19 protein-coding genes are annotated in these 22,116 nt (G+C 40.8%); 6 read left to right on the top strand and 13 right to left on the bottom strand.

Annotated features, from left to right (window positions below; translation table 11 throughout):
* Nucleotide 1: 1 nt before the first annotated feature.
* The 5 genes from mshL to PSH41_RS08570 are packed head-to-tail and all read right to left on the bottom strand — an operon-like array spanning nt 2 to nt 4,150.
* Nucleotides 2–1,660 (bottom strand): pilus (MSHA type) biogenesis protein MshL, encoded by a 1,659-nt coding sequence (mshL, locus tag PSH41_RS08590; RefSeq protein ID WP_273588809.1) that lies wholly within the window; start codon nt 1,658–1,660, stop codon nt 2–4.
* A complete protein-coding gene (locus tag PSH41_RS08585; RefSeq protein ID WP_064386227.1) occupies nt 1,644–1,967 on the bottom strand; it encodes a hypothetical protein in 324 nt (107 codons plus the stop codon). The genes mshL and PSH41_RS08585 overlap by 17 nt, the downstream gene beginning before the upstream one ends.
* Complete coding sequence (locus PSH41_RS08580; RefSeq protein ID WP_024032505.1) at nt 1,945–2,625, bottom strand: hypothetical protein; 681 nt, start codon at nt 2,623–2,625, stop codon at nt 1,945–1,947. The genes PSH41_RS08585 and PSH41_RS08580 overlap by 23 nt, the downstream gene beginning before the upstream one ends.
* Entirely contained in the window at nt 2,622–3,221 is a 600-nt protein-coding gene (locus PSH41_RS08575; protein ID WP_064386229.1) for a PilN domain-containing protein, read from the bottom strand. Before PSH41_RS08575 ends, PSH41_RS08580 begins: the two co-directional genes overlap by 4 nt.
* Nucleotides 3,218–4,150, bottom strand: a complete 933-nt coding sequence (locus PSH41_RS08570) for an MSHA biogenesis protein MshI (protein ID WP_273588808.1) — start codon at nt 4,148–4,150, stop codon at nt 3,218–3,220. Before PSH41_RS08570 ends, PSH41_RS08575 begins: the two co-directional genes overlap by 4 nt.
* 77 nt (nt 4,151–4,227) lie before the next feature.
* Here PSH41_RS08570 and PSH41_RS08565 point away from each other — a divergent pair, with 77 nt between their 5' ends.
* Nucleotides 4,228–5,136 (top strand): 1-aminocyclopropane-1-carboxylate deaminase/D-cysteine desulfhydrase, encoded by a 909-nt coding sequence (locus PSH41_RS08565; RefSeq protein WP_273588807.1) that lies wholly within the window; start codon nt 4,228–4,230, stop codon nt 5,134–5,136.
* A gap of 138 nt (nt 5,137–5,274) precedes the next feature.
* Here PSH41_RS08565 and PSH41_RS08560 read toward each other — a convergent pair whose 3' ends face one another.
* From PSH41_RS08560 to PSH41_RS08535, 6 genes are all read right to left on the bottom strand, one after another.
* Nucleotides 5,275–6,948 (bottom strand): EAL domain-containing protein, encoded by a 1,674-nt coding sequence (locus PSH41_RS08560; RefSeq protein ID WP_273588806.1) that lies wholly within the window; start codon nt 6,946–6,948, stop codon nt 5,275–5,277.
* A 145-nt stretch (nt 6,949–7,093) separates the two neighbouring features.
* On the bottom strand, nt 7,094–7,510 hold the full coding sequence (gene arsC / locus PSH41_RS08555) for an arsenate reductase (glutaredoxin) (protein WP_054982914.1): 417 nt from the start codon (nt 7,508–7,510) through the stop codon (nt 7,094–7,096).
* A gap of 9 nt (nt 7,511–7,519) precedes the next feature.
* On the bottom strand, nt 7,520–8,536 hold the full coding sequence (gene arsB / locus PSH41_RS08550) for an ACR3 family arsenite efflux transporter (protein WP_029773089.1): 1,017 nt from the start codon (nt 8,534–8,536) through the stop codon (nt 7,520–7,522).
* Nucleotides 8,537–8,545: 9 nt separating this feature from the next.
* Nucleotides 8,546–9,268, bottom strand: coding sequence for an arsenical resistance protein ArsH (gene arsH / locus PSH41_RS08545; RefSeq protein WP_024032512.1), 723 nt, complete (start codon nt 9,266–9,268; stop codon nt 8,546–8,548).
* 171 nt (nt 9,269–9,439) lie between these two features.
* Nucleotides 9,440–12,166 (bottom strand): response regulator, encoded by a 2,727-nt coding sequence (locus PSH41_RS08540; RefSeq protein ID WP_273588805.1) that lies wholly within the window; start codon nt 12,164–12,166, stop codon nt 9,440–9,442.
* 170 nt (nt 12,167–12,336) lie between these two features.
* Nucleotides 12,337–13,248, bottom strand: coding sequence for a LysR family transcriptional regulator (locus PSH41_RS08535; protein ID WP_248462164.1), 912 nt, complete (start codon nt 13,246–13,248; stop codon nt 12,337–12,339).
* Nucleotides 13,249–13,386: 138 nt separating this feature from the next.
* Here PSH41_RS08535 and PSH41_RS08530 point away from each other — a divergent pair, with 138 nt between their 5' ends.
* From PSH41_RS08530 to PSH41_RS08515, 4 genes are all read left to right on the top strand, one after another.
* Nucleotides 13,387–14,559 (top strand): MFS transporter, encoded by a 1,173-nt coding sequence (locus PSH41_RS08530; protein WP_273588804.1) that lies wholly within the window; start codon nt 13,387–13,389, stop codon nt 14,557–14,559.
* 69 nt (nt 14,560–14,628) lie between these two features.
* Entirely contained in the window at nt 14,629–15,768 is a 1,140-nt protein-coding gene (locus tag PSH41_RS08525) for an MFS transporter (RefSeq protein WP_273588803.1), read from the top strand.
* Between the two features lie 11 nt (nt 15,769–15,779).
* Entirely contained in the window at nt 15,780–16,313 is a 534-nt protein-coding gene (locus PSH41_RS08520; RefSeq protein WP_273588802.1) for a redoxin domain-containing protein, read from the top strand.
* A 63-nt stretch (nt 16,314–16,376) separates the two neighbouring features.
* Nucleotides 16,377–16,787, top strand: a complete 411-nt coding sequence (locus tag PSH41_RS08515) for a hypothetical protein (protein ID WP_055254627.1) — start codon at nt 16,377–16,379, stop codon at nt 16,785–16,787.
* Between the two features lie 121 nt (nt 16,788–16,908).
* On the opposite strand, the gene ssb is transcribed toward PSH41_RS08515, so the two are convergent.
* Nucleotides 16,909–17,613: a single-stranded DNA-binding protein gene (gene ssb, locus PSH41_RS08510; RefSeq protein WP_248451657.1), complete on the bottom strand. Its 705-nt coding sequence runs from the start codon at nt 17,611–17,613 to the stop codon at nt 16,909–16,911.
* A gap of 20 nt (nt 17,614–17,633) precedes the next feature.
* Nucleotides 17,634–19,001 carry an MFS transporter gene (locus PSH41_RS08505; RefSeq protein WP_024032520.1) on the bottom strand — a complete coding sequence of 456 codons (1,368 nt, stop codon included), beginning with the start codon at nt 18,999–19,001 and terminating at the stop codon, nt 17,634–17,636.
* A gap of 163 nt (nt 19,002–19,164) precedes the next feature.
* Here PSH41_RS08505 and uvrA point away from each other — a divergent pair, with 163 nt between their 5' ends.
* Nucleotides 19,165–21,984, top strand: coding sequence for an excinuclease ABC subunit UvrA (gene uvrA / locus PSH41_RS08500; protein WP_273588923.1), 2,820 nt, complete (start codon nt 19,165–19,167; stop codon nt 21,982–21,984).
* Nucleotides 21,985–22,116 lie beyond the last annotated feature (132 nt).

The raw sequence follows: 22,116 nt of genomic DNA, 5'->3' as shown, positions 1-22,116 counted from the left end.
GTTAGTTCTCATACCATGTATTTAACAGCGCGCGGCTGTGAGCTTGTTGCTTTTTCCACGTGTCGGGCATCACCACCGTTGGCTTGATTAAAATAACGAGCTCTTTTTTCTCTTGGCGCTTACTAATACTTTTAAACAAGTTACCTAATATTGGCACATCGCCCAAAATGGGTGTTTTCGATTCTTCATCTTCTGTGGTGGTTTGCATTAACCCACCAATTACGACTATTTCACCACTTTGAGCGCGGATCACCGTGTCAGATTCGCGAATATTACTTTGTGCAAGCGGCAACTCAAAACGCTGATCATCTAATGTAATCACCTTGAGCTGCTCTTCTGTTTCGGTTACCGATGGGTGAACGTGCAAAATAACTGAGCCATATTTATCAATTTGTGGTGTGACATCTAAGGCAATTCCCGAAAAAAACGGAGTTAAATCTATTTCTGGTGACGTAGTCGTTGAGGTGCCCGTTACTGTTGTGCTCGAAACGTTAGTAACAAAGTACTCATCTTGCCCCACTTTAATCACGGCTTTTTGATTGTTTGTTGCAGTTACACGCGGGTTAGAAAGCATTTGCAGGTCGCCCTGCGTTTCAAGCAAACTAATTACGCCGCTAAAGTCGCCTTTTTCAATCGTTAACGAGGAGACCCCTCCTAAAGTAGCTGAAATAGAATTACCTATGCTGCCTGCTGTAGTTGCAAACGACACCCCACCTTCTAACCCTCTAGAAATTCGCTCCCAGTTAACCCCTTGTTGGTATTCATCTTTTAAGGTTATTTCGACAATTTTAGCCTCAAGAATAACTTGTCGCTGAAGGTTTTCTTGGCTTTGACGTAAAAAGTCTTTTAACTGGTTTATTTCACTTGGTAATGCATTAACCGTAACCAAGCTTGCCTGTGGGCTGGCAACCACATAACGACCATCGTTTGAACCAATAAGTGATTTAAGAGCAAGCTCAAGTTCCTTCCAAAAGTCGTTTTGGTTAATTGTTTGGATGCGAGAGCCATTTAGCTCGGTATTTTGATTATCGCTGCCAAACTGATTATTTTGGCTCGAATTATTACTACTGTTTGAGCTTGAATTTGAACTTGAGTTGTTTTGTGAAAACTGGCTCACTCCACCAGCAACAACACTTACCGTTGATTGCCCATGGCGCTGCATCATTAAATAATTAACCGGTATAGTTTCTGTGCGCATGACCGCTGGTAACACCTGCACAATACGACCTTCTTGGACAATATCTAACGGGTACATGCGTTTAATAACAGCTATAACTTCTTCAAACGTTACGTTTTTTAAATTTAAAGAAATAACTCCGCTCACCTTTGGGTGTACTGCCACGCTGTATGGAGTATCAGCAGTTAATCCATTAAAAAATGAGCTTATTTCTACCTCTTTTGCGGCTACATCAAAACGCTTTACAGCTAACTCATTTGTTAAACTTTGCTCGCTATTAAGTGACGAAAGTAAGCTTTGTGTAAGCGCGCTACTTACCTCTACTGGGGCAACACTTTTAGCATTGTTGCTTATAGGATCAAGCTCTTGTGCTATGTGTGGCTGAATCTCTTTTCCGGGCTTAAAACTATGGCACGCCGTTAAAAAAGGCGGTATTAAAATAAGCGCAAGCCATGGCTTTGTTATATTATTTTTTAATTTCATAGTCGTATAATTCTAATTTTATTTGCTTATCATCATTTGCTAACAACACTGAATTGGCGTTTATTGTTAGCACCCGAAATTCACCTATTACATCTCCTGGCTTATACACCTGCTTAGAAATAATCGCTTTGTATTGCTTTTCGGTTTTAATAATTGACTGTAACGACAGCGCTGTATTGCTAACTGCAGCGCCTTTTAGTATTGGTGCATTGCTTGGCTGAGTAGGATCGCGCAGTATTTCAGCTGAACTAACAGAGAAAAAACACACGCAACATACACACAAACTATAAAGCGATAAATTTTTCATTGGCACTCACCGTTGCTATTTGTAATGTTAACTCTGCATTAGGGTATGTTTGCACCTGATAGTTAAACTGCTGTATTAACAACTTTTGTTGGCTAGCTTTAAGGCCTTCTAAATACTGCTGTAAGCTAAAATAACGCCCCTGCAAAGTAACCACCATTTGGTGTTCGAAAAACAAGGTTTGCGTATCGTGCTCACCGAGTTTTTCTACATCAATTGCTTTTGCTGGGTTTACCCTAAAGCCAACCACTTGCACATCGGGGGTATTTACTAATAAATCTTTTAATACGGCAGGTACTTTGTTTGCTGAAATAAAGCCTTGGCTAAACGTGCTTAACTTATTATTTATATCTTCTAGCTCGCGCTGGGTTTGCCCTACCTGATTTCTGAGTACTTTAGTGTAGTCATGCTCTAATGCCTGAGTAAGCATAGAGAGCTGTGCTTCATTTTGGTTGAGTTTTTGCCACAATGTATTTTGTTCAACGCGTAAACTATTTACTGCATCTTGCTGTGGAAACACCACAAACCATAAACCTAAATAAACAATAAGAAATAAGCCAACAAACAGTACAGAATACTTTTCTCGCTGCTGTAATGCCGCAAATTGTGCTTGGTATTTAACAAATAATGGCCAGCCTTTATTTTCATTTTGCTCATTCATTGTGTTACCTCACTTGAACTAAGTTCTGTAGCCACATTAAACTCGCTCACGCCATCACTGCTCGACAGCTCCAGCACTGAAAACTCCTTCCCTTTAAAAAAGCTCGAATGCTTGAGATTAGCAAGCCAAATAGGTAAAAATTTAGCTTGCTGAGTACGCCCTTTGAGCATTACTTTTTGGCCTTCAAATTTTATCTGATCAAGCCAAATTTGCGGTTCGTGATACGCTGCCAAATCGCGCATTACATCGGCATAATCCGTTTTCGTGTGCATGGATGTGTTTTCTAAATAATCAAACACCTGCTGTTTATGCAAAATTTCTTGTTGCAGTACTTTTAGCTCATCTATCAAATGCGATTTATTTTGTTTATCAGCTAATCGCTGCTTTACCACGTTTAATTGCTGCTGCGTTTGCTTTAGATAAGCTTGGCTTTGTGTAAGTAATTGCTGGCTATTGTGCTCTTCGTATAAATAAAACAACCAGGTTAATGCAACCACTAGCAATGTACCTAGCCACAGCAACAGCATTCCTTTAAAGGGCACGGGGTCGCGCCTAACCCTAATGGCTTTTTGGTAAAAATTAATCCGTGTTTTCATAGCACTGAATCCGGATCGGTTAATTGGTACGCTGCGCCTAATGCGTAATAAAAGCTTGGCTCAAGCTCCTGCGCTAAATCTATATTAGGTTTAAAATCAACAACCTTTACTTGCAAAAATTCTGCAAGACCTGCCCTTAACGTTAAAGACGATAAATCATCGCAATGCAGCTGAATGCTTCTAATAGGAGGCTGTTTTAGTTGGCTTTCAAAAAAATCCATTGATCGTTGGATCTCAAGCCCTAAGGCTTCAACTAAACCGTGTGTGCGCTCTTTATCTGAAATGCCTAAAAACCCGTTTAAACGCCTAGCTAATAAAAGCTGACCATCACGAATAATTAAAATACGCGGCTCATGCCCTGCATGTTGCACTATAAGCATGTGCGCGCTTTTATCTTCGCCAAACAAGGTCACTAAAATCATTTCTTCCGAGGTCATTGCTCTGAGCACAGGCTTTATTTTTGAAAAGCTATCAATAAAAGGCAGTAACTGTAGTTTATTAGTAATAAACACATTCATTTTACTGCTTTGCATAGGCTGAATAATGGGGTAATCGATAAAGTCGGCAACAATGTTCTCTGGTGGAATATCAACTAAGTCTTTTGTTGTCCAAGGTAAGGATTGAATGATCTCTTCGTCACTCAGCATGGGTTTATCCATTTGCACTATTTGATAAAAATAATGAGGAACCACTAAATTTACAGGGCACACCTCAGCGCAAACTTCATTTGTGCAAGTTGCAATAGCGACTGTATAATCCGTTTGGTCCTCTACATTCACACTGTGTGAGTTATGTACGTACCACTGCCCTTGATTTTTTTTTAAACACACCGCTTTTACTGTATCTGCATAAGTAGCAATACCAATCGCTGTGCTTGAGTCTAAACTGCGATTTAACCAAGATAACAACGAAAACAGCTTTTTTTTCATATAGCTACTATTGTTAATAAGAGATTAATTAAGTGTCGTACAAGATTGTTAGTTTGCAAGTTTAAACGCGAGAAATAATGCTTAACTTATTTAATATTGAAAAAGAAAGTCCAATACAACAAATAGATAGCGACTGTCTAAAAAAGAGAAACATACGGTTAAGTATAAAAAGAGATGACTTACTTCACCCGCTAATAAGTGGTAATAAATGGCGTAAGCTAAAATATAATTTACAGCAAATGCAAGCCCTTAATAAAACACAACTACTCACCTTTGGGGGGGCTTTTTCTAATCATGTTCACGCCTGTGCTGGGGTGGGTAAACTATTTAATATAAAAACCCACGCCATAATTAGAGGGCCACACTTAGATACTCAAAACCCCACCCTGCAATTTGCTAAACAGTGTGCAATGGATTTACATGCGGTTACTCGTATTGAATATAAGCAGCGCAATAACCCAGATTATTTAGCCCAGTTGCAAGCACGCTTTACGCAAGCCTATATAATCCCAGAAGGTGGAAGTAATACATACGCCCTGCCTGGGTGTGCTGAGCTTGCTAAAAGCTTACCAAAGCATGATTACTTAGTATGCCCCACAGGAAGTGGAGGAACACTTGCAGGCTTAATTGAAGGTAGCTATGAGGCCACACAGCTGTTAGGAATTGCGGTATTAAAACAAGCCGAGTACTTGAACAAAGAAATTACAGCACTCAGTAAAAAAGCAGCTCAGCAATCCAATTGGCAGCTACTTACTGAGTTTCATGATGGCGGTTATGGCAAATTTAGTAATGACTTATGGCAGTTTTGCCAACGCATGCAGCAGCAACATAACTTACCTCTTGAGCCTATATACAGCGGTAAAATGATGTATGCACTATGGCAACTTATCGAGCAAGATTACTTTGCTGCTGGTAGTCATATAATGGCGATTCATACAGGCGGTTTACAGGGGCTCAATGGGCTAAAATATCGTGGCCTGATTTAAGGCTATTAACCTCTGGGCATTAAAACATGCTTACTTAAGGCCAGTTTAACCACGGTGCAGTGTGTAACCTAGTGAGCTCTACAACCGCTGCTAGAGTGGCCCTTTTGGCTGTACTTAGCTTAAAAGGATTAACTGCCCTTAGTAAAACGTGGCATGCGTGTATTCCTGCAAGGGCTCAGAAAAGTAAAAACCTTGTGCGGCAACTACGCCTAGTTTAGCCAACATAAGTAGCTCTTTTTGGGTTTCTACACCCACCGCGTACACAGGTATATTGAGCAACTTGCTTTGCGCCACAATGTTTTTAACTTGTTTTTGCTGTTGTGTTTTTTCATCCACATTATGAACAAGCGGATACCCTAGTTTAATACCGCTAACTAATTTTTGAGAAGCAATTTGGTTAATGTGCTCCACATTCTGTACATTATCAATCACCAGCAAACTTTGTAGGGCCGTCAGTTTTTCAAAGGCGCCTGCTAATTGCGCTTGGTACTTAATAAAGTCTGCTTCGCTAATTTCAAACTGTAATTTTCGCTTTGTCGTAAAATCTTTCATATTGGTGATAAACCAGCTCCAAAACTGCTCGTTAAACCAATTACTTATATGCAAATTAACGCTCACCGTTAGAGCGCTGGGCTCAGCTAAAATAAGCTTTTTAACTTGAAGTAGCACCGCTTTATCTAACTCAAATGCTTGGTGATTGTTAAAGTCTTGATTAATAAAGTAACGCGCAGCTAATAAACCGTGCGGTTGCTGCCTAATTCTTATTAGCACTTCATGTTGTACAATATCGCCGCTGGTGATCATAAATAACGGTTGAAAGAATAAGATAAATTTATTCTTTTTAATATTTTCAATAACCTGCTTACTTGAAATTAAGTTCCCTTGCTCGTGCTGTAACGCGAGCCTATGCCAGTGCTGAATTAAGCTTTTTTCTGAAAATACTAAGGCCGACTTAGCGAGTTTAAAAATAACGGGTTGCTCAGTCGCATAACGATAATCGCACAGTCCAACCTTTATGTTTTTACGCGTTACTGTGCTTCGATAACGCTTACAAATTTGATAAACGCATTCGTGTAGGCTTTCACTGTATGTATCTAGCTTTGCTACGGGGATATTATTTAAAGTAATAGCAAGGTTGTTAGCATCAAATACATTAACTGATACTGCAGGAAGCTCTTTAAAATATTTTGCTATCAATACCTTAAAGCTTGCTTGGGTATCGGTATTTTCATCAAACACACAATCACATTTCACTATGGCAAATAAGCTATGCCGTGCTGCACTAACACCGTACATAGACTTTACTTCGCAGTTTAATGTGGTGATTTGCGTAGAAAGTTTTTTTGCAGCTTTAGTTTTGCTGTAAGGCAATGGCATGTTCGCTGCCGGTTTTGTTACTAATACTTTCCACCATCTAACCCACCAGCTAGTGGCACCTAATATAATGATATTTAATAATAAAAATAAGTAGGCTTGCTCCACCCAGGCAGGCCAGTGGTATAAACTTATGCTGAGCGTTTTATAGCTAAATACATCGTGCTGTATATCAACTAAGTATTTGAAGTGTTCAGCATTTGAGTGTGCAGCCAGCATAAAGCCCTTACTTTGCACCAATGCCTGCACTATTTCTTTATCGGCATTGGCATTAATTTGCAGCTCAAAAATTTGCTGTGTTAACTGCTGACCATTTTTATGAATTTTTTTATGGAGCGTATCATTTAAAAGCACATTAAAAATAATTACCACCAGCGTGAAACTGGTTAAGTAAATTATTTTTTTTTGCTCAGCAATTTTTATTAAGGCTTTATGCATAGTGCTCTCTGTGGCAACGCGACTATTTAAAGTGTTGTTCAAAATAGTCATTAGCACAAGCAGGCAAAGCAAGTTTAAATGTTTATAATTTTGCTAAACAAAAAAACCCCGTGTAAACGGGGTTTTGGCAAATAGTTTATTACTTTTAGGGTTGTTCGCCCTGCGCGTTTAATATCATTTCGCCGTCTTCTTTGTATAGCTCACCTTTAGGCCATTGTGCTAATAGCGTTAAAACTTGCTCACTAGGGCGGCACAGTTTAACCCCTTTTTCGGTGCACACTATAGGTCTATTAACCAATATAGGGTGCTCAAGCATGGCCTCTAAAATAGCTTCGTCTGTTACATTTTCATTTAACAAGCCTAGTTCTTCAGCAGGCGATTTACTCACTCTCAACGCTGTTTTTGGTGTTAAGTTTGCTGCGGCAAATAACGCTAACAATTGAGGTTTTGTCCAGCCCTCTTTAAGGTATTCAATAACCGTGGGGTTATAGCCAGCGGCTTTAATAATCTGCAATACATTGCGAGATGTACCACAATCAGGGTTATGATGAATAACGACCATGACACTCTCCTAGTTAAACCAATGACGCGTTTTATTAGCAAAATAAACTAAGCTAAGCATAACAGGTACTTCAACAAGAACGCCAACAACGGTGGCAAGCGCAGCACCAGAGTGTAAACCAAATAATGAGATGGCTACGGCAACAGCAAGTTCAAAAAAGTTAGAAGTTGCAATCATGCAAGCTGGAGCTGCAATATTATGAGCTAGGCCCATTTTTTTTGCGGCTATATAGGCTATTGCAAAAATACCGTACGTTTGAATAAGCAGCGGAATAGCAATCAATACAATGGCTTCTGGGTTATCTATTAATGTTTGAGACTGAAAACCAAATAAAAGTGCCACCGTTGCCAGTAAGCCAATTATAGAATACGGTTTCATTACCTTTAAAAAGTGATTTAACCGTGTGTGATCTTCACCTTTATCTAACTTTTTGCGGGTAATAGCGCCTGCTATTAATGGAATAAGTACATACAAAACCACCGAGAGTAATAACGTGTCCCACGGTACCGTTATGTCTGTTACCCCTAGTAATAAACCTGCGATGGGCGCAAAGGCAAAAATCATAATAATATCGTTTATAGATACCTGCACTAACGTGTAATTAGCATCGCCTTTTGTTAATTGACTCCACACAAACACCATTGCAGTACATGGTGCTACTCCTAATAAAATCATACCGGCTATGTATTCTGTTGCCGTTTGTGGGTCAACAAAGTCTGCAAAAATGCCTTTAAAAAATAACCACCCTAGTAAGGCCATGGTAAAGGGTTTTATGAGCCAGTTGATAACAACTGTCAGTACTAAGCCTTTAGGCTTTTTGCCTACATCTTTAATAGAGGAGAAGTCAATTTGCACCATCATTGGGTAAATCATAAACCAAATGAGTACAGCGATAACAATATTTACATGTGCATATTCTAAGCTTGCAACAACACTAAATACATCGGGTACGGTGTAACCGGCGACAATCCCTACCGCGATTGCCAGCGCAACCCACACCGATAAAAAGCGTTCAAATAACCCCACAGTAACCTCCTAAATGTCTTTTTGATTTACGCGTTTACTGAGCTGCTCTGCTGTTTCTACTCGCTCAGAGTATCTATCAACAAAGTAATCTTTTTGGTCGCGCATTAATAAGGTAAATTTTACGAGCTCTTCCATTACATCCACAATTCGATTGTAAAAAGCGGAAGGCTTCATTCGGCCATTTTCTTCAAATTCTAAAAACGCTTTAGGCACCGATGACTGATTAGGTATTGTTACCATGCGCATCCAGCGCCCTAATACGCGTAACTGATTAACCACATTAAATGACTGCGAACCACCACAAACCTGCAGCACAGCCAGCGTTTTACCTTGTGTAGGCCTTACCCCACCCAGGTTTAATGGAACCCAATCAATCTGGTTTTTAAACACACTCGTCATAGCACCGTGTCGCTCCGGCGAGCACCATACTTGCCCTTCAGACCAGAGCATTAAATCACGCAACTCTTGCACCTTAGGGTGCGTCTCATCTTCACTATCTGTTATGGGTAAACCTTCAGGGTTAAATATTTTAACCTCAGCGCCAAAGTGGGTTAGCAAGCGTGCACTTTCTTCTATAACTAACTTGCTATATGAGCGGGCTCTTAGCGAGCCGTATAACAATAAGATTTTAGGTTTATGAGATGAAAACGTTAGCGTGAAATCCTTAACGGTAGGCGGAGTGCTTTGTGAAAGTTCTAAATTAGGTAGCTCGTGTTCAATTGATTTACTCATAATCCTTAACCTTGTAGTTCTATAGCGAACTAAACATATATGAAAAAACGAATATATGAAATTTCACATATTAAAAGGTGTGAGTCAAACCCTATTTATATAAATTTTACGTTTTGTTTTTTAACGTTGCGGGCGTTAAAGCCTGCTATTAAAGGTAGGTAATTGATAAGTTTATTTATTTAAGCAATTAAGTATTGTATCGCGTAATGTTTTAGCTTTTATTGGTTTAGCAACATGTGCATTCATACCGATAGATAGGTAGTGAGTAATATCATCTTTCATTACGTTTGCAGTTAACGCAATGATAGGCATAGAGGCAAGCGCAGTATTGCTGTCACTGCGTATTACTTTAGTCGCTTCTACACCGTCCATAATGGGCATATGAATATCCATTAAAATAATATCAAACGTTTCTAATTTTACGGTTTGTATGCATTCTAAACCATTTTCTACTACGTGCACCTGCGCCCCACTGGCGGCTAATATATCGGATACAATTAACCTGTTTATGGCGTTATCTTCCACAACGAGTATTTTTACCCCTTGCAGTGGCTTTTCGGTGGCAGGTTTATGGGTATTGCTTGTAGAAGGGCTAACCACTTTGCTTTTCATCGCTTCAAATAACACGCTGGTAAGCACAGGCTTATGCAAAATAGTTTTAATGTTTATTTTTTTAGCTATGTCGTAAATTGCGTCGTTTTTGCTTGCTGTAAGTACAATAATATTGTTGCAAAGTTGTGGGTTTACTTTGTAAATGCGGGTAAAAAACGTTTCACTGCTCATGGTCGGCATTTCACAATCAACAATAATAATTTTATAAGTGTTTATATTTTCTTTAATTATCTCTATTGCATCACTTGCCTGCGTGCAAGGCGTACAACGCAGTCCCATTGCACTAAGCTGACTTTTAATTAAGCTTAAATCATCTTCGTTATCATCTATTAGTAATACATCAAATGGTTCAGCAAATGATAACTGCGGGCTGTCTTCTATTAATGCTTGGGTGTTTACCTCAACGTTTATGGTAGCAATAAACTCACTGCCTTCACCTTGCGTACTGCTTACAGAAATATCGCCACCCATTGCTTGGCATAAACGTTTACTAATGGCTAAGCCTAACCCAGTTCCCCCGTATTTTCGGGTTGTAGAGCTGTCGGCCTGAGTAAATGACTCAAACAAGTTAGGTAAGTTTTTTTCATCAATACCTATGCCGGTGTCTTTAACACTAAAGCGTAAAACAACACTTTTGGTGTCATTGGGGGCTTCTTTTGCGTCTATTTGCACCGAAACAGCCCCTTTAGAGGTAAACTTAATCGCGTTAGAGCACAAGTTAATTAATACTTGGTTTATACGCACCACATCGCCAACTAAGTTATGTTTCACGTTATCGCTAATATTAACCTCAAACGCAATTCCTTTACTCCGCGCCCTATTTTCAAATGTGGTCGTTATATAATCGACAACCGCGTTTAGCGAAAATGCAAAGGCCTCAAGTTTAATATTTCCTGACTCGATTTTTGAAAAATCTAAAATGTCATTAATAACCACAAGCAATTGATCTGACGAGTATTTTATTTTTTCTAAATATTGTTTGTCTTCTTCAGGTAAGTTTTTGCCCAATAAAATATTTGTCAGCCCTATAATGCCACTCATTGGGGTTCTGATCTCGTGACTCATATTGGCTAAAAATTCAGATTTTGACGAGGTAAGTTGCTCTGCTTCTTCTTTAGCTTGTAATAGCTCTTTAGTGCGTTGCTCTACACGCGATTCAAGTCGTAGCTTTTCTTCGTCAAGCGCGTTTACAAGCTGAATGCGGCGGCGGTTTAATCGTAATACAAACACTAAAAAAGCGCTCAATACAAAAATAGTAATCGCGGCGCTGTAAATTAACACTTTATTTTGTTCAAAGTAACTCGGCTTGTAATAAGCAATAATCGATTTTTCTGGCAGGCTTTGCGGGGCAACATTATATTTTTTTAGCTGTCGCCAATCGTATTTATGAACACTTAAATTTTCATCGCTTATAGTAGGTAACACGTTATTTTCACTGTAAGAAATAATAGCTTCACCCACGCGTTTACCTATTTTCTCACCGGATAAAACATAACCACCTACTACACCTGAGCCCAATAAAACTTCCCAGTAGCTAAAAATGGGGGCGTTACTGTGCTGAGCGAGTAAGCTGACGAGCTGATACGGGCTAATCGACTTATTTTCGTAATTTCTAAATATAGGGGTAAATAAAATAATGGCGTCTGAAGGCGCATTCTTTACTTTTGTCATCAGTTCAGCAGCCGGAAGATCAAACCATTGCTCAACTTCTAAATACGAAAAATCTTGGCTGATAAAATTAAACAGCCCTGTATAAAAGTTTCTACCTATTTCATTTTTAGTATCTAAGATGACTATGAGCTTTTTAGGTTTCATTAAATTAACCGCGCTGGCGGTTGCTTGCTTGTAGTCTAACTTAGCCTGCATTGAGGCACTATTAGTGTTTGCCGGCAGCCTAAACTGTTCGCCAGGTTCTAAATAAATTTTTGGTGTGCTAGTAAAAAAATCATTCAATTGCGATATTAACGTGGCAGCTGAGGGGGATTGCGTGACAATTATATCAATGTGCTTATTTTTATATTTTTGCTTGAGGTAGTCGCTCATTAATTGCGTTTGAGTGGCTTCATCAAAGCGCCCTACATCAATGTTTTCAACAAAAAGCTCATAGTCAAAAGTCCGTGTTGATAGCTCGCTATTTAAGCCCTCTTCAACACTTTTATGCCAAGGCATATGTTGGTTGGTAGAATTTATAAATAAGACATTGGTAATTTTAGAATCCGGTTGAGCGCTTACCGGCAAACTGGCAAATTGAAAAACAAGAAATAAAAATAAAATAATGGCTTTCATGTTTCTCATAGTTGCTTGAAGTAATTAGTACCACTAGAGTAGATGTTAATTAGTTACAAATCAATTAAATGAGATGTAAATTACAAAGGTGTTTTTGCGTTTTTGCGCATTTACGCCTCGCTAATTATTGCAGTGCATAAGTTAGCTAAAAGCGCTTTTATAAAGCCAACTCAATTACGCATGCTAAGCTGAATCTCTGCTTGGGCATTAAGTGCCATTTCAACAAACGCTTGCGTGGTAGCGCTGTTGTTAATTTGCTTGTATTGCAGCTGCAAATAAATTTGTGTGTCGACCTTTTCTAACTCTATAAAATGGCAACCCTCGCTATATAATTTACTTACACAATAAGGTGCTATAGCTAACCCTAAACCGGCGGCAACCTCTGTTACTAAGGTTTGCATATGCCTTGGTTGACTAATAATGTTAGGTGAAAAGCCAGCGCGCTTGCAACGAGTAATAATTTCATCAAACAACCCTAAGGCTTCGTCGCGATTAAAAAGAATAAACGGCTCATTTTTAAGGGTTTTCAAATCAATAGTTTGCGTCGATGCAAAGGGATGATTTTTGTTGACCACCGCTACGAGGCGGTCAACGTACATAGTTTCACTTATAAACTCATCGGCTATGGTGCTTGGTAACGGCCGAGAAAACGCAACATCTACCCGTTCGTTTTTAAGGGCCTCTATTTGCTCGGTTGCGGTCATTTCTAGCAAAGTAACGTGAACATTAGGAAACTGCGACTTATACGTTCGGATTAATTTGGCCAAAAATGTTAAACACGCAGAGCTTAAATACGCAATACTCAGCGAACCTAACTGCCCGCTATCGACCAGTTTAACCTTATTTTTAGCCCGCTCTGTAAGCGCTAAAATTGCCGTGGCATCTTTAACTAACTGCTCTCCGGCTTGCGTGATCGACACCTCCCGAGAGTTACGGGTAAACAAGCTAACACCTAGCTGCTCTTCTAACGAAGAAATATGGCGACTTATAGCGGGTTGAACTGTATGTAGCTCTTGAGCCGCTTCTGAAAAGCTCAGGTGCTTAGCCACTGCAATAAAACTTTTTAATATTTTTATATCCATGTGCGACTCAAATTTGCTCTGTATGAGAGGTATAGCAACAACTATACGTTATTTGTATAGATTCCATCAAATTTAAACATTTCTAACATCAAGCTTCTCCCTCTATCATTCGCCTACCTTTTAATGTTGGAGAGCAAAATGACCCAAGTAACGCAAAGTGCCTCGTTAAGTCGCTTTATTTTATTGTTGATGACAACCGCCATTGCAGCAACCGCTGCAAACCTATATTACAGCCAGCCAATTTTACCCCTGATTGGTAACGAGTTTAATTTAACGGATTCACAACTTGGTAGCATTCCCGCATTTACTCAATTTGGTTACGCTTTTGCCCTATTGTTTATTTCGCCGCTGGGGGATTCTATTGCGCGTCGTCGCTTAATAAGCATTTTATCGGGCTTACTGGTTATTGCATGTAGTTTTGCCGTATTTACACCTAACTTACCGCTGTTATTAATGTCGGTATTTTTAATAGGGGTAAGTGCCAACATTACCCAGCAATTAATCCCTTTTGCGGCATCACTTGTATCTGCTGAAAATAAAGGGGCGACATTAGGCACCTTAATGATGGGTCTAACCATTGGTATTTTACTTTCACGCACGTTAAGCGGTTTTGTAGGAGAGCACTTTGGTTGGCGTGGCGTATTTGTTATGTCTGCAATATTAGCTGCGCTATTTGGTGTACTACTTAGGCTCTTTTTACCCCTAAATAAACCACACACTAGCTTACGTTACTGGCCGCTACTTAAAAGTACAGTGGCGTTATTTAAACAGCACAAACCACTACAAGTGTTTACTTTAACTGGCGCGCTTTGGTTTGCTGCTTTTAATGTACTTTGGGCTACTTTAGCTATTTATGTCAGTGATGCACCTTTTAACTACAGTGCCCAAGAGGCCGGATTATTTGGCATCATCGCATTAGCTGGCGTAATAGGGGCTAAGTCTTCGGGTAAGTGGGTCAATGCGTTGGGCTCTAAAAAATTAGTCATGATAGTACTCACACTTGCCGCTATTGGTTTTGCTATTACAGGCGTTTTTTTAGGAAACCTAATAGCCCTAATTATCGGTATTATTTTAATCGACTTCGCTATTTTTAGCGCACAAGTAGCCAATCAAGTCCGCGTATTTAGCATAGACCCAAGCGCACAAAGCCGTATTAATGGTGTTTACATGCTTGGCTACTACTTAGGCGGCGCCTTTGGCTCAATTATTGGTGTGAAAGCCTTTGCTTTGTACCAGTGGCCTGGCGTAGTCGTCCTTAGTGTAGTGTTAATTACCATCAGCGCTGCTTTTAACTCTCTCGCAAAAAAATAACCGCCATTAACTCCTTGCAACTAAGCGTAAGTCCCCCTTAGTTGCCCCATTTAAAAACAGAGAATACTTATGAATAAACTCAATAACGCAGGAAGCTACACTTTGCTGTGTATAGCTTGCTTAACAATCATGGTGGGTGCATTGGTTGCACCTGGTTTAATCAGTATATCTACAGCCCTAAATGTTGCTGACAGTGCGGTATTTTTAGTGACCTTACCGGCTTTAGGGGCTGTTATATTTGCGCCTATTGCAGGTAAATTAATTGATAAATATGGCGCTTACCGTTCATTAATTATTGGCTTATTTTTATACGGCTTTTTAGGTGCAAGCGTGTATTGGTTACAAGGGCCGTTGTTGGTTTTTGCTAACCGTATTTTGCTTGGCGGTGTTACCTCAATTGTTATGGCCGGTTGTACCGTTTTAATATCACAGTGGTACTTTGGTAAAGCGCGCCTAGGCATGCTTGCTAAGCAAGGTATGGCAATAGAGCTCGGTGGCGTTATATTTCTATTTATAGGTGGCCTACTTGCTGTGCAGCATTGGGCTTTACCATTATCGTTGTACCTTATTTCTTGGGTATTTTTAGCCATGTTGCTACTTTTTGTGCCGCGTAATCACCCTCGAGCACAAGAGGCACAAGCAACACAAGAGCACGTAATATCAAATAAAGGCTTATCTCTTAAGCATGTGTATTCGCTGGCTGTGCTTGCAATGATCACGTTTTTTAGCGCAATTGTTTTACTACCCAGCACAATGCATGCGCAAAATTATAATGAAGAACAAGTAGGTTTTTTACTCTCTTTCATCTCGTTAGTGGCTGTTGTTGGGGCACATTTTATGCCTCAGTTAACTAAAAAAATGGGCGAGCAAAAAGTACTTGCGCTGGCATTTATAGGCTATGGGGCATCATTTGCTTTCTTTTTACAAACGGGTACAGCGTTATTGGTAATAGGCGCTGTGTTTAGCGGTATTGGCTTTGGTTTTAGCATCCCACTATTAAACCATATGACCGTAGAGCGTAGTGCAGCCTCTGTTCGCGGTCGTAACCTCTCTTATTTCACAATGGCTGTTTTTTCTGGGCAATTTTTAACATCGTTTGTTGAATATATCCCCGGAGGCACTCGCAATATTTTTATTAGCTGTATCAGCTTATGTGCACTCACTGCGCTGTACTTATTTGTTAAAAAAAATCATTCACAATCAGTATAAAAGAGGTTTTTATGTCAGAGTCATTTAAATTAATAGCCGGTAATTCATTTCCAACAGTTACTGCACACTTGCTCGATGGTACAACCGCAGATCTAAGTAAGCCGCACGGTGGCGCCGAGTGGCAAATGCTCGTGGTATACAGAGGCAAGCACTGCCCGCTTTGTATGCGTTACTTAAATTTACTAGAAGCGCAATTACCCGCATTAAAGGCACTTGGGGTGAGCGTTTGTGCCGTTTCTGCAGATACCCGCGCACAGCTAACACAAAGCATGGACACGCTCGCGATTAGCTTTCCTATTGCGTATGGATTAACACTGCAGCAAATGAAACAACTTGGGCTGTATATTTCCTCACCTCACTCTGAGCAAGAAACCGATCACAACTTTGCAGAGCCCGCTATGTTTGTCGTAAATAAGCATGGGATATTGCAAGCTGTAAATATTTCTAATGCCCCGTATTTACGCCCTGAATTAGACGTGGTTGTAAGAGGCTTAAAGTTTATTAAAGAGCAAAATAACTACCCTATTCGCGGCACTGTTGTGTAACCATTTAAATTGCAGCCGTGGCGTTTATTACCTTACGGCTGCTTTATTAAGGCATAAGCTTTCATGAAGAATTTATTTAGTAACCTTTTAAATTTAGCCAGCGCGCTTTTTATGTTTAAGTTTGCCCTGCCAAAATTATTAGCAGCGCAGGTAAGCGTTAAAACCTTTAGCTACTTTGCGCAGGTACTGCCCGTTAACGCTAAAATTTATATGTATAGCGTTGGTTTACTGGAGTTGGTAGTGGGTTTAATGATGCTTGCTCTTTTGTTTATTAAAAATGAAAAGCAAAAAGCACTGTTTACCTATGTTGCGTATGTTTTATTGGCGGGTACGTTAATTGGGGCGCTGTTACATGAATATTTTGTTCGCCCCGAGCCAGTTGCTCAGTTAGTGACTTACTCAGGCTGCTTTTTAGTTATATGTGCCATACAATTTTTAGCCTATAAAAAGGCGCTAATAGCGCGTTTTGAGTGACTTTAAAGTATTAAACGGCAGGTAGAAACAGCACCTTTTGTGCTAAAACGTGTAGTTACAAAAAAGCCGCTTATTAGCGGCTTTCAAGGTTATTTATCAACATTTATATTTTTGTCTTTGTCTAAAACGGAATGTCGTCATCAAAATCTATTGTTGGTTCCATAGGATTTGATGCACCGCCCTGAGGGGCGTTTTGCGGCTTAGGTGCAAAACCACCTTGCTGCTGTGGCGCATTACTTTGCCCAGGAGCAAAGCCACTGTTGTTTGATTGTTGGTATTGGTTATTTTGCTGTGGAGCAGGTGCTGCAGCTGGGCGTTGTGCTGGTGCAGCTTGTTGCTGTGGCGCATAACCACTTTGCTGGCTGTTTTGAGCTTGGTTGTTTTGACCATAGCCACCGCCTTGTTGATTATTTTGGTAACCGCCACCTTGTTGGCCGCCTTGATTACCTTGATAACCACCACCTTGCTGATCGCCACCGCGAGCGCCTAGCATTTGCATTTGACCCGTAAAGCCATCAACAACGATTTCTGTTGTGTATTTTTCTTGGCCTTGTTGGTCGGTCCATTTACGTGTTTGAAGTTTACCTTCAACGTAAATTTGCGAGCCTTTACGGCAGTACTCACCAACAATTTCAGCTAGCTTGCCAAAAAATACTACACGGTGCCATTCAGTTTTATCAACCATTTGGCCAGTGTTTTTGTCTTTATAGCTGTCTGACGTTGCTAAGGTAATATTTGCTACACCATTGCCATTAGGCATGTAACGAACTTCAGGATCTTGTCCTAAATTACCAACCAAAATTACTTTGTTCACACCGCGTGCCATGGAACCTTCTCCTATAAACGTTAGATTAAACCAGCTACTTTACGTGCTTGGTCTAGGTCAAATTCTTTATCATTAATCTTTAAATAGCTGCGGCTTTCGTCGCGTACTACTGTTGCTTCTATTACGCCAGGTAAAGCAACTAGCTGAGAAGCAAGTGCTTGAGCTTGCTCTTCAGAACTTAAATTGGTCATTAAACTAATAACTTTACTTTTCGGTGGGACTTGCATTTTCCACGCAATAATAAGCCATATTAACCCAACAAGTGCCGCTGCCGCAAACACAGCTTGCGTACTTGTAGTTTGGGCAACATAACCCCCTAAAATACCACCTAAAAAAGCCCCCAAAAACTGGCTAGACGAATACCCACCCATTGCCGAACCTTTTTGGCTAGCGGGCGCAATACGCGATACAAGCGCAGGCATAGTGGCTTCTAAAAAATTAAATGCTACAAAATAAAGCAGCATACAAATGGCAATGCCAACCACGCTATTCACCCAAATAGACATAGCAAACATACTAATAGAAAGCAGTGCTACTGAGCCAATAAACGCCTGTTTTTCTTTTTCTTTTTTAATGGCAATAATCATAATAGGGACCATTAAAATAAACGCTAACAGCAATACTGGAATATATAAATACCAATGATGGTTTGCCACTAAGCCATCTTTTATTAGTTGGCTTGGCAGTACCACAAAAATAGTGGTTAGCGTTAAATGTAGCAGTAATACACCTGCATTTAAGCGCGATAATTGCGGATGCTTAATAAGCTTTTTAATATCACTAAAGCTTGCCAAGGTATCGCCTTTGGGCGCTTTGTTTACTGCGTTTGGCACTAGAAATAAAATAATACCAATACCAAACACGGCAAGGATTGCTGTTAACCAAAACACCCCTGCTACACCCCACGACGCGGCAACAATAGGCCCAAGTAACATAGCAAAAGCAAAGCTCATGCCTATGCTCATACCAATCACCGCCATTACTTTAGGGCGCTGTTCGTCGCGGCTTAGGTCGCTGGCAAAAGCAAGCAGCGCACTGGCTATAGCGCCCATACCTTGTAGTGCACGGCCCACTGTAACCATTTGAATAGATTCAGCAAGGGCTGCAATAACAGAGCCCAACGCAAACACAACTAAGCCACCAACAATGACTTTTTTACGGCCTATTTTATCTGACAAACGCCCCATAGGAATTTGCAGTACCGCTTGCGTTAAGCCATACGCGCCAATAGCAAATCCTATCCACATAGGCGAAAAACCATCAAGCGATTGGCCATAAATAGCCAATACAGGCATCAGCATAAACAAGCCAAGCATTCTAAATGCAAACACACTCGCCAGCGATACAGCGGCGCGCTTTTCTCGTGAATTAAGTGAAGATGCGGTCATTATCTGCGTATTCTTACGATATGAAAAATTTAGGCTGGGATTCTACCACAAGCTTGGCAATAATTAATCGCCTATAAGTAAGGATTTTTTCGTTGATCATTGATTAATAATGTTTCGTATTATGCGATACTGGACAAATAATTTTGGTAATAAACGAGATAGCATGGAAAACATTGAAGTCCGAGGCGCCCGTACGCACAATTTAAAAGACATCAGCCTAACCATCCCACGTGATAAATTAATTGTTATCACAGGCCTATCTGGTTCGGGAAAGTCATCACTGGCATTTGATACTTTATATGCAGAAGGACAGCGTCGTTATGTTGAGTCACTTTCTGCCTACGCAAGGCAATTTTTATCGTTAATGGAAAAGCCTGACGTTGATCATATTGAAGGCCTTTCTCCCGCCATTTCTATTGAGCAAAAATCTACATCGCACAATCCTCGCTCAACAGTGGGTACCATTACCGAAATATACGATTACTTGCGTTTAATGTTTGCCCGCGTGGGCGAACCACGCTGCCCAACCCACGACTTACCGCTTGCAGCTCAAACAATTAGCCAAATGGTTGATACCGTTTTAGCACTGCCAGAGGGCACTAAGCTGATGCTTTTAGCGCCAGTGGTTAAAGATCGTAAAGGTGAGCACGTTAAATTACTTGAGCAACTTGCAAGCCAAGGCTACATTCGCGCTCGTATAGACGGCGAAGTATGCGACTTATCAGATCCACCAACGCTTGAGCTTCATAAAAAACACACTATTGAAGTCGTAGTTGACCGCTTTAAAGTAAAAGATGGCCAACAGCAGCGTTTAGCAGAGTCGTTCGAAACCGCACTAGAGATGTCTGGCGGTGTGGCAAATGTAGCCTACATGGACGACAGTACGATAGAAGAAATGCTGTTCTCAGCAAATTTTGCCTGCCCTACCTGTGGCTACGCAATGACCGAATTAGAACCGCGCTTATTTTCGTTTAATAACCCTGCCGGTGCGTGTCAAAGCTGTGATGGTTTAGGCGTACGCCAATATTTTGATCCTAACCGTGTGGTACATAACCCAGAGCTCAGCCTTGCCGGTGGTGCTATTAAAGGATGGGATAAACGCAGCTTTTATTATTTTCAAATGCTACAGGCGGTCGCCGAGCACTATAACTTTGATTTAGATGTGCCATTTGAAAAGCTGGCTAAAGAATCGCAAAAAATTATTTTAGAAGGCTCAGGGCAAACAAAAATAGCCTTTAACTACCGTAACGACAGAGGCGATTTAATAACACGCAACCACGAGTTTGAAGGCGTGTTAAACAACATGAACCGTCGCTATCGCGAAACTGAGTCAAACTCGGTGCGTGAAGAGCTCGCTAAATATCAAACTAGCCAAGCGTGCCCTAGTTGTCATGGCTCGCGTTTGCGCCAAGAAGCACGCCACGTATTTATAGGTCAAACAAACCTACCTGCTATTACAAATATGAGTATTGGCGAAGCGATGGACTTTTTTGAAGGGTTATCGCTAACAGGTCAAAAAGCTCAAATAGCTGAAAAAATCCTGAAAGAAATTCGCGACCGCTTATCGTTTTTAATTAATGTAGGCCTTAATTACTTATCGCTTGAGCGCAGTGCCGATACCCTCTCCGGTGGTGAAGCCCAGCGTATTCGTTTAGCCAGTCAAATAGGTGCAGGCCTTGTAGGCGTAATGTACGTACTGGATGAGCCATCAATTGGTTTACACCAGCGCGATAACGACCGTTTATTACAAACATTGGTGCATTTACGCGACTTAGGTAATACCGTTATTGTTGTTGAGCACGATGAAGACGCGATTCGCGCAGCCGATCATATTATTGATATTGGCCCAGGCGCGGGAGTGCACGGCGGACACATTATTGCACAAGGTACACGTGATGATATTTTAGCCACTAAAGACTCGGTAACTGGCCAGTTTTTATCAGGCGTGCGCAAAATAGAAGTGCCACAAGAGCGTAACCCAACCAGCGACAAATGGCTTGAGCTATTTGGTGCCACAGGTAATAACCTAAAAAATGTAGACTTAAAAATTCCATTTGGCTTATTAACCTGTATTACAGGGGTATCAGGCTCAGGTAAATCAACGCTCATTAACGATACACTCTTTAAGCTTGCGCATACCGAGCTTAACGGCGCGACCACGGCAGAAGCCGCGCCTTACAAATCAATTAGTGGCCTTGATCACTTTGACAAAGTGATTGATATTGACCAAAGCCCAATTGGTCGCACACCGCGCTCAAACCCTGCAACCTACACAGGTATTTTTACCGGTATTCGTGAGTTATTTGCAGGTACACAAGAAGCCCGCTCTCGCGGCTATAAAGTAGGTCGCTTTAGCTTTAACGTGAAAGGCGGGCGCTGTGAAGCCTGCCAAGGGGATGGTGTAATTAAAGTAGAAATGCACTTTTTACCTGATGTATATGTACCGTGCGATGTATGTAAGGGCGCGCGCTATAACCGCGAAACCTTAGAAGTACAATACAAAGGTAAAAACATTCACCAAGTGCTCGAAATGACCGTTGAAGACGCGCACGACTACTTTGATAAAATACCTGCAATAGCGCGTAAACTTAAAACGCTAATGGACGTTGGTTTATCGTATATTCGCCTAGGGCAAGCTGCTACCACGCTCTCTGGTGGTGAAGCACAACGTGTAAAACTGGCTCGTGAGCTTTCTAAACGCGATACAGGTAAAACTCTGTATATACTTGATGAGCCAACAACCGGCCTTCACTTTGCCGATATTGAACAGCTACTTGTGGTATTACATCGCCTGCGCGATCATGGTAATACCATTGTGGTAATTGAGCATAACTTAGATGTGGTTAAAACCGCAGACTGGGTGGTTGATTTAGGCCCTGAAGGGGGCGCTGGCGGCGGTGAAATACTCATTGCAGGCACGCCTGAAGAAGTAGCCGAATGTGAGCGCTCGCATACTGGGCATTACCTAAAACCATTGCTTTAAGATAGATAACCTGAGCTGCGCATAAGAAATGGAACTAAATGCCCTTGCGGTGATCAGATCTTTCGACCAAGAAACATAAGATTACCAAGGCAAGGGCATGAATAACTTAGATGCAATTTACGTAGATGTCGA

Source organism: Pseudoalteromonas sp. CST2, assembly GCF_028599385.1.
Taxonomy (GTDB): Bacteria; Pseudomonadota; Gammaproteobacteria; order Enterobacterales; family Alteromonadaceae; genus Pseudoalteromonas; species Pseudoalteromonas atlantica.
The sequence above is the reverse complement of the archived record's forward strand: the minus strand, read 5'-3'. Positions and strand labels throughout refer to the sequence as shown.

Coding starts and splice junctions, on each gene's coding strand:
- PSH41_RS08560 (WP_273588806.1), bottom strand. CDS start 6,948: ATGCATAAAGCCTTAATAAAAATTGCTGAGCAAAAAAAAATAATTTAC.
- PSH41_RS08530 (WP_273588804.1), top strand. CDS start 13,387: ATGACCCAAGTAACGCAAAGTGCCTCGTTAAGTCGCTTTATTTTATTG.
- PSH41_RS08515 (WP_055254627.1), top strand. CDS start 16,377: ATGAAGAATTTATTTAGTAACCTTTTAAATTTAGCCAGCGCGCTTTTT.
- PSH41_RS08525 (WP_273588803.1), top strand. CDS start 14,629: ATGAATAAACTCAATAACGCAGGAAGCTACACTTTGCTGTGTATAGCT.
- PSH41_RS08535 (WP_248462164.1), bottom strand. CDS start 13,248: ATGGATATAAAAATATTAAAAAGTTTTATTGCAGTGGCTAAGCACCTG.
- arsH (WP_024032512.1), bottom strand. CDS start 9,268: ATGAGTAAATCAATTGAACACGAGCTACCTAATTTAGAACTTTCACAA.
- PSH41_RS08520 (WP_273588802.1), top strand. CDS start 15,780: ATGTCAGAGTCATTTAAATTAATAGCCGGTAATTCATTTCCAACAGTT.
- ssb (WP_248451657.1), bottom strand. CDS start 17,613: ATGGCACGCGGTGTGAACAAAGTAATTTTGGTTGGTAATTTAGGACAA.
- arsC (WP_054982914.1), bottom strand. CDS start 7,510: ATGGTCGTTATTCATCATAACCCTGATTGTGGTACATCTCGCAATGTA.
- PSH41_RS08585 (WP_064386227.1), bottom strand. CDS start 1,967: ATGAAAAATTTATCGCTTTATAGTTTGTGTGTATGTTGCGTGTGTTTT.
- PSH41_RS08565 (WP_273588807.1), top strand. CDS start 4,228: ATGCTTAACTTATTTAATATTGAAAAAGAAAGTCCAATACAACAAATA.
- PSH41_RS08570 (WP_273588808.1), bottom strand. CDS start 4,150: ATGAAAAAAAAGCTGTTTTCGTTGTTATCTTGGTTAAATCGCAGTTTA.
- PSH41_RS08505 (WP_024032520.1), bottom strand. CDS start 19,001: ATGACCGCATCTTCACTTAATTCACGAGAAAAGCGCGCCGCTGTATCG.
- PSH41_RS08580 (WP_024032505.1), bottom strand. CDS start 2,625: ATGAATGAGCAAAATGAAAATAAAGGCTGGCCATTATTTGTTAAATAC.
- uvrA (WP_273588923.1), top strand. CDS start 19,165: ATGGAAAACATTGAAGTCCGAGGCGCCCGTACGCACAATTTAAAAGAC.
- PSH41_RS08540 (WP_273588805.1), bottom strand. CDS start 12,166: ATGAAAGCCATTATTTTATTTTTATTTCTTGTTTTTCAATTTGCCAGT.
- PSH41_RS08575 (WP_064386229.1), bottom strand. CDS start 3,221: ATGAAAACACGGATTAATTTTTACCAAAAAGCCATTAGGGTTAGGCGC.
- mshL (WP_273588809.1), bottom strand. CDS start 1,660: ATGAAATTAAAAAATAATATAACAAAGCCATGGCTTGCGCTTATTTTA.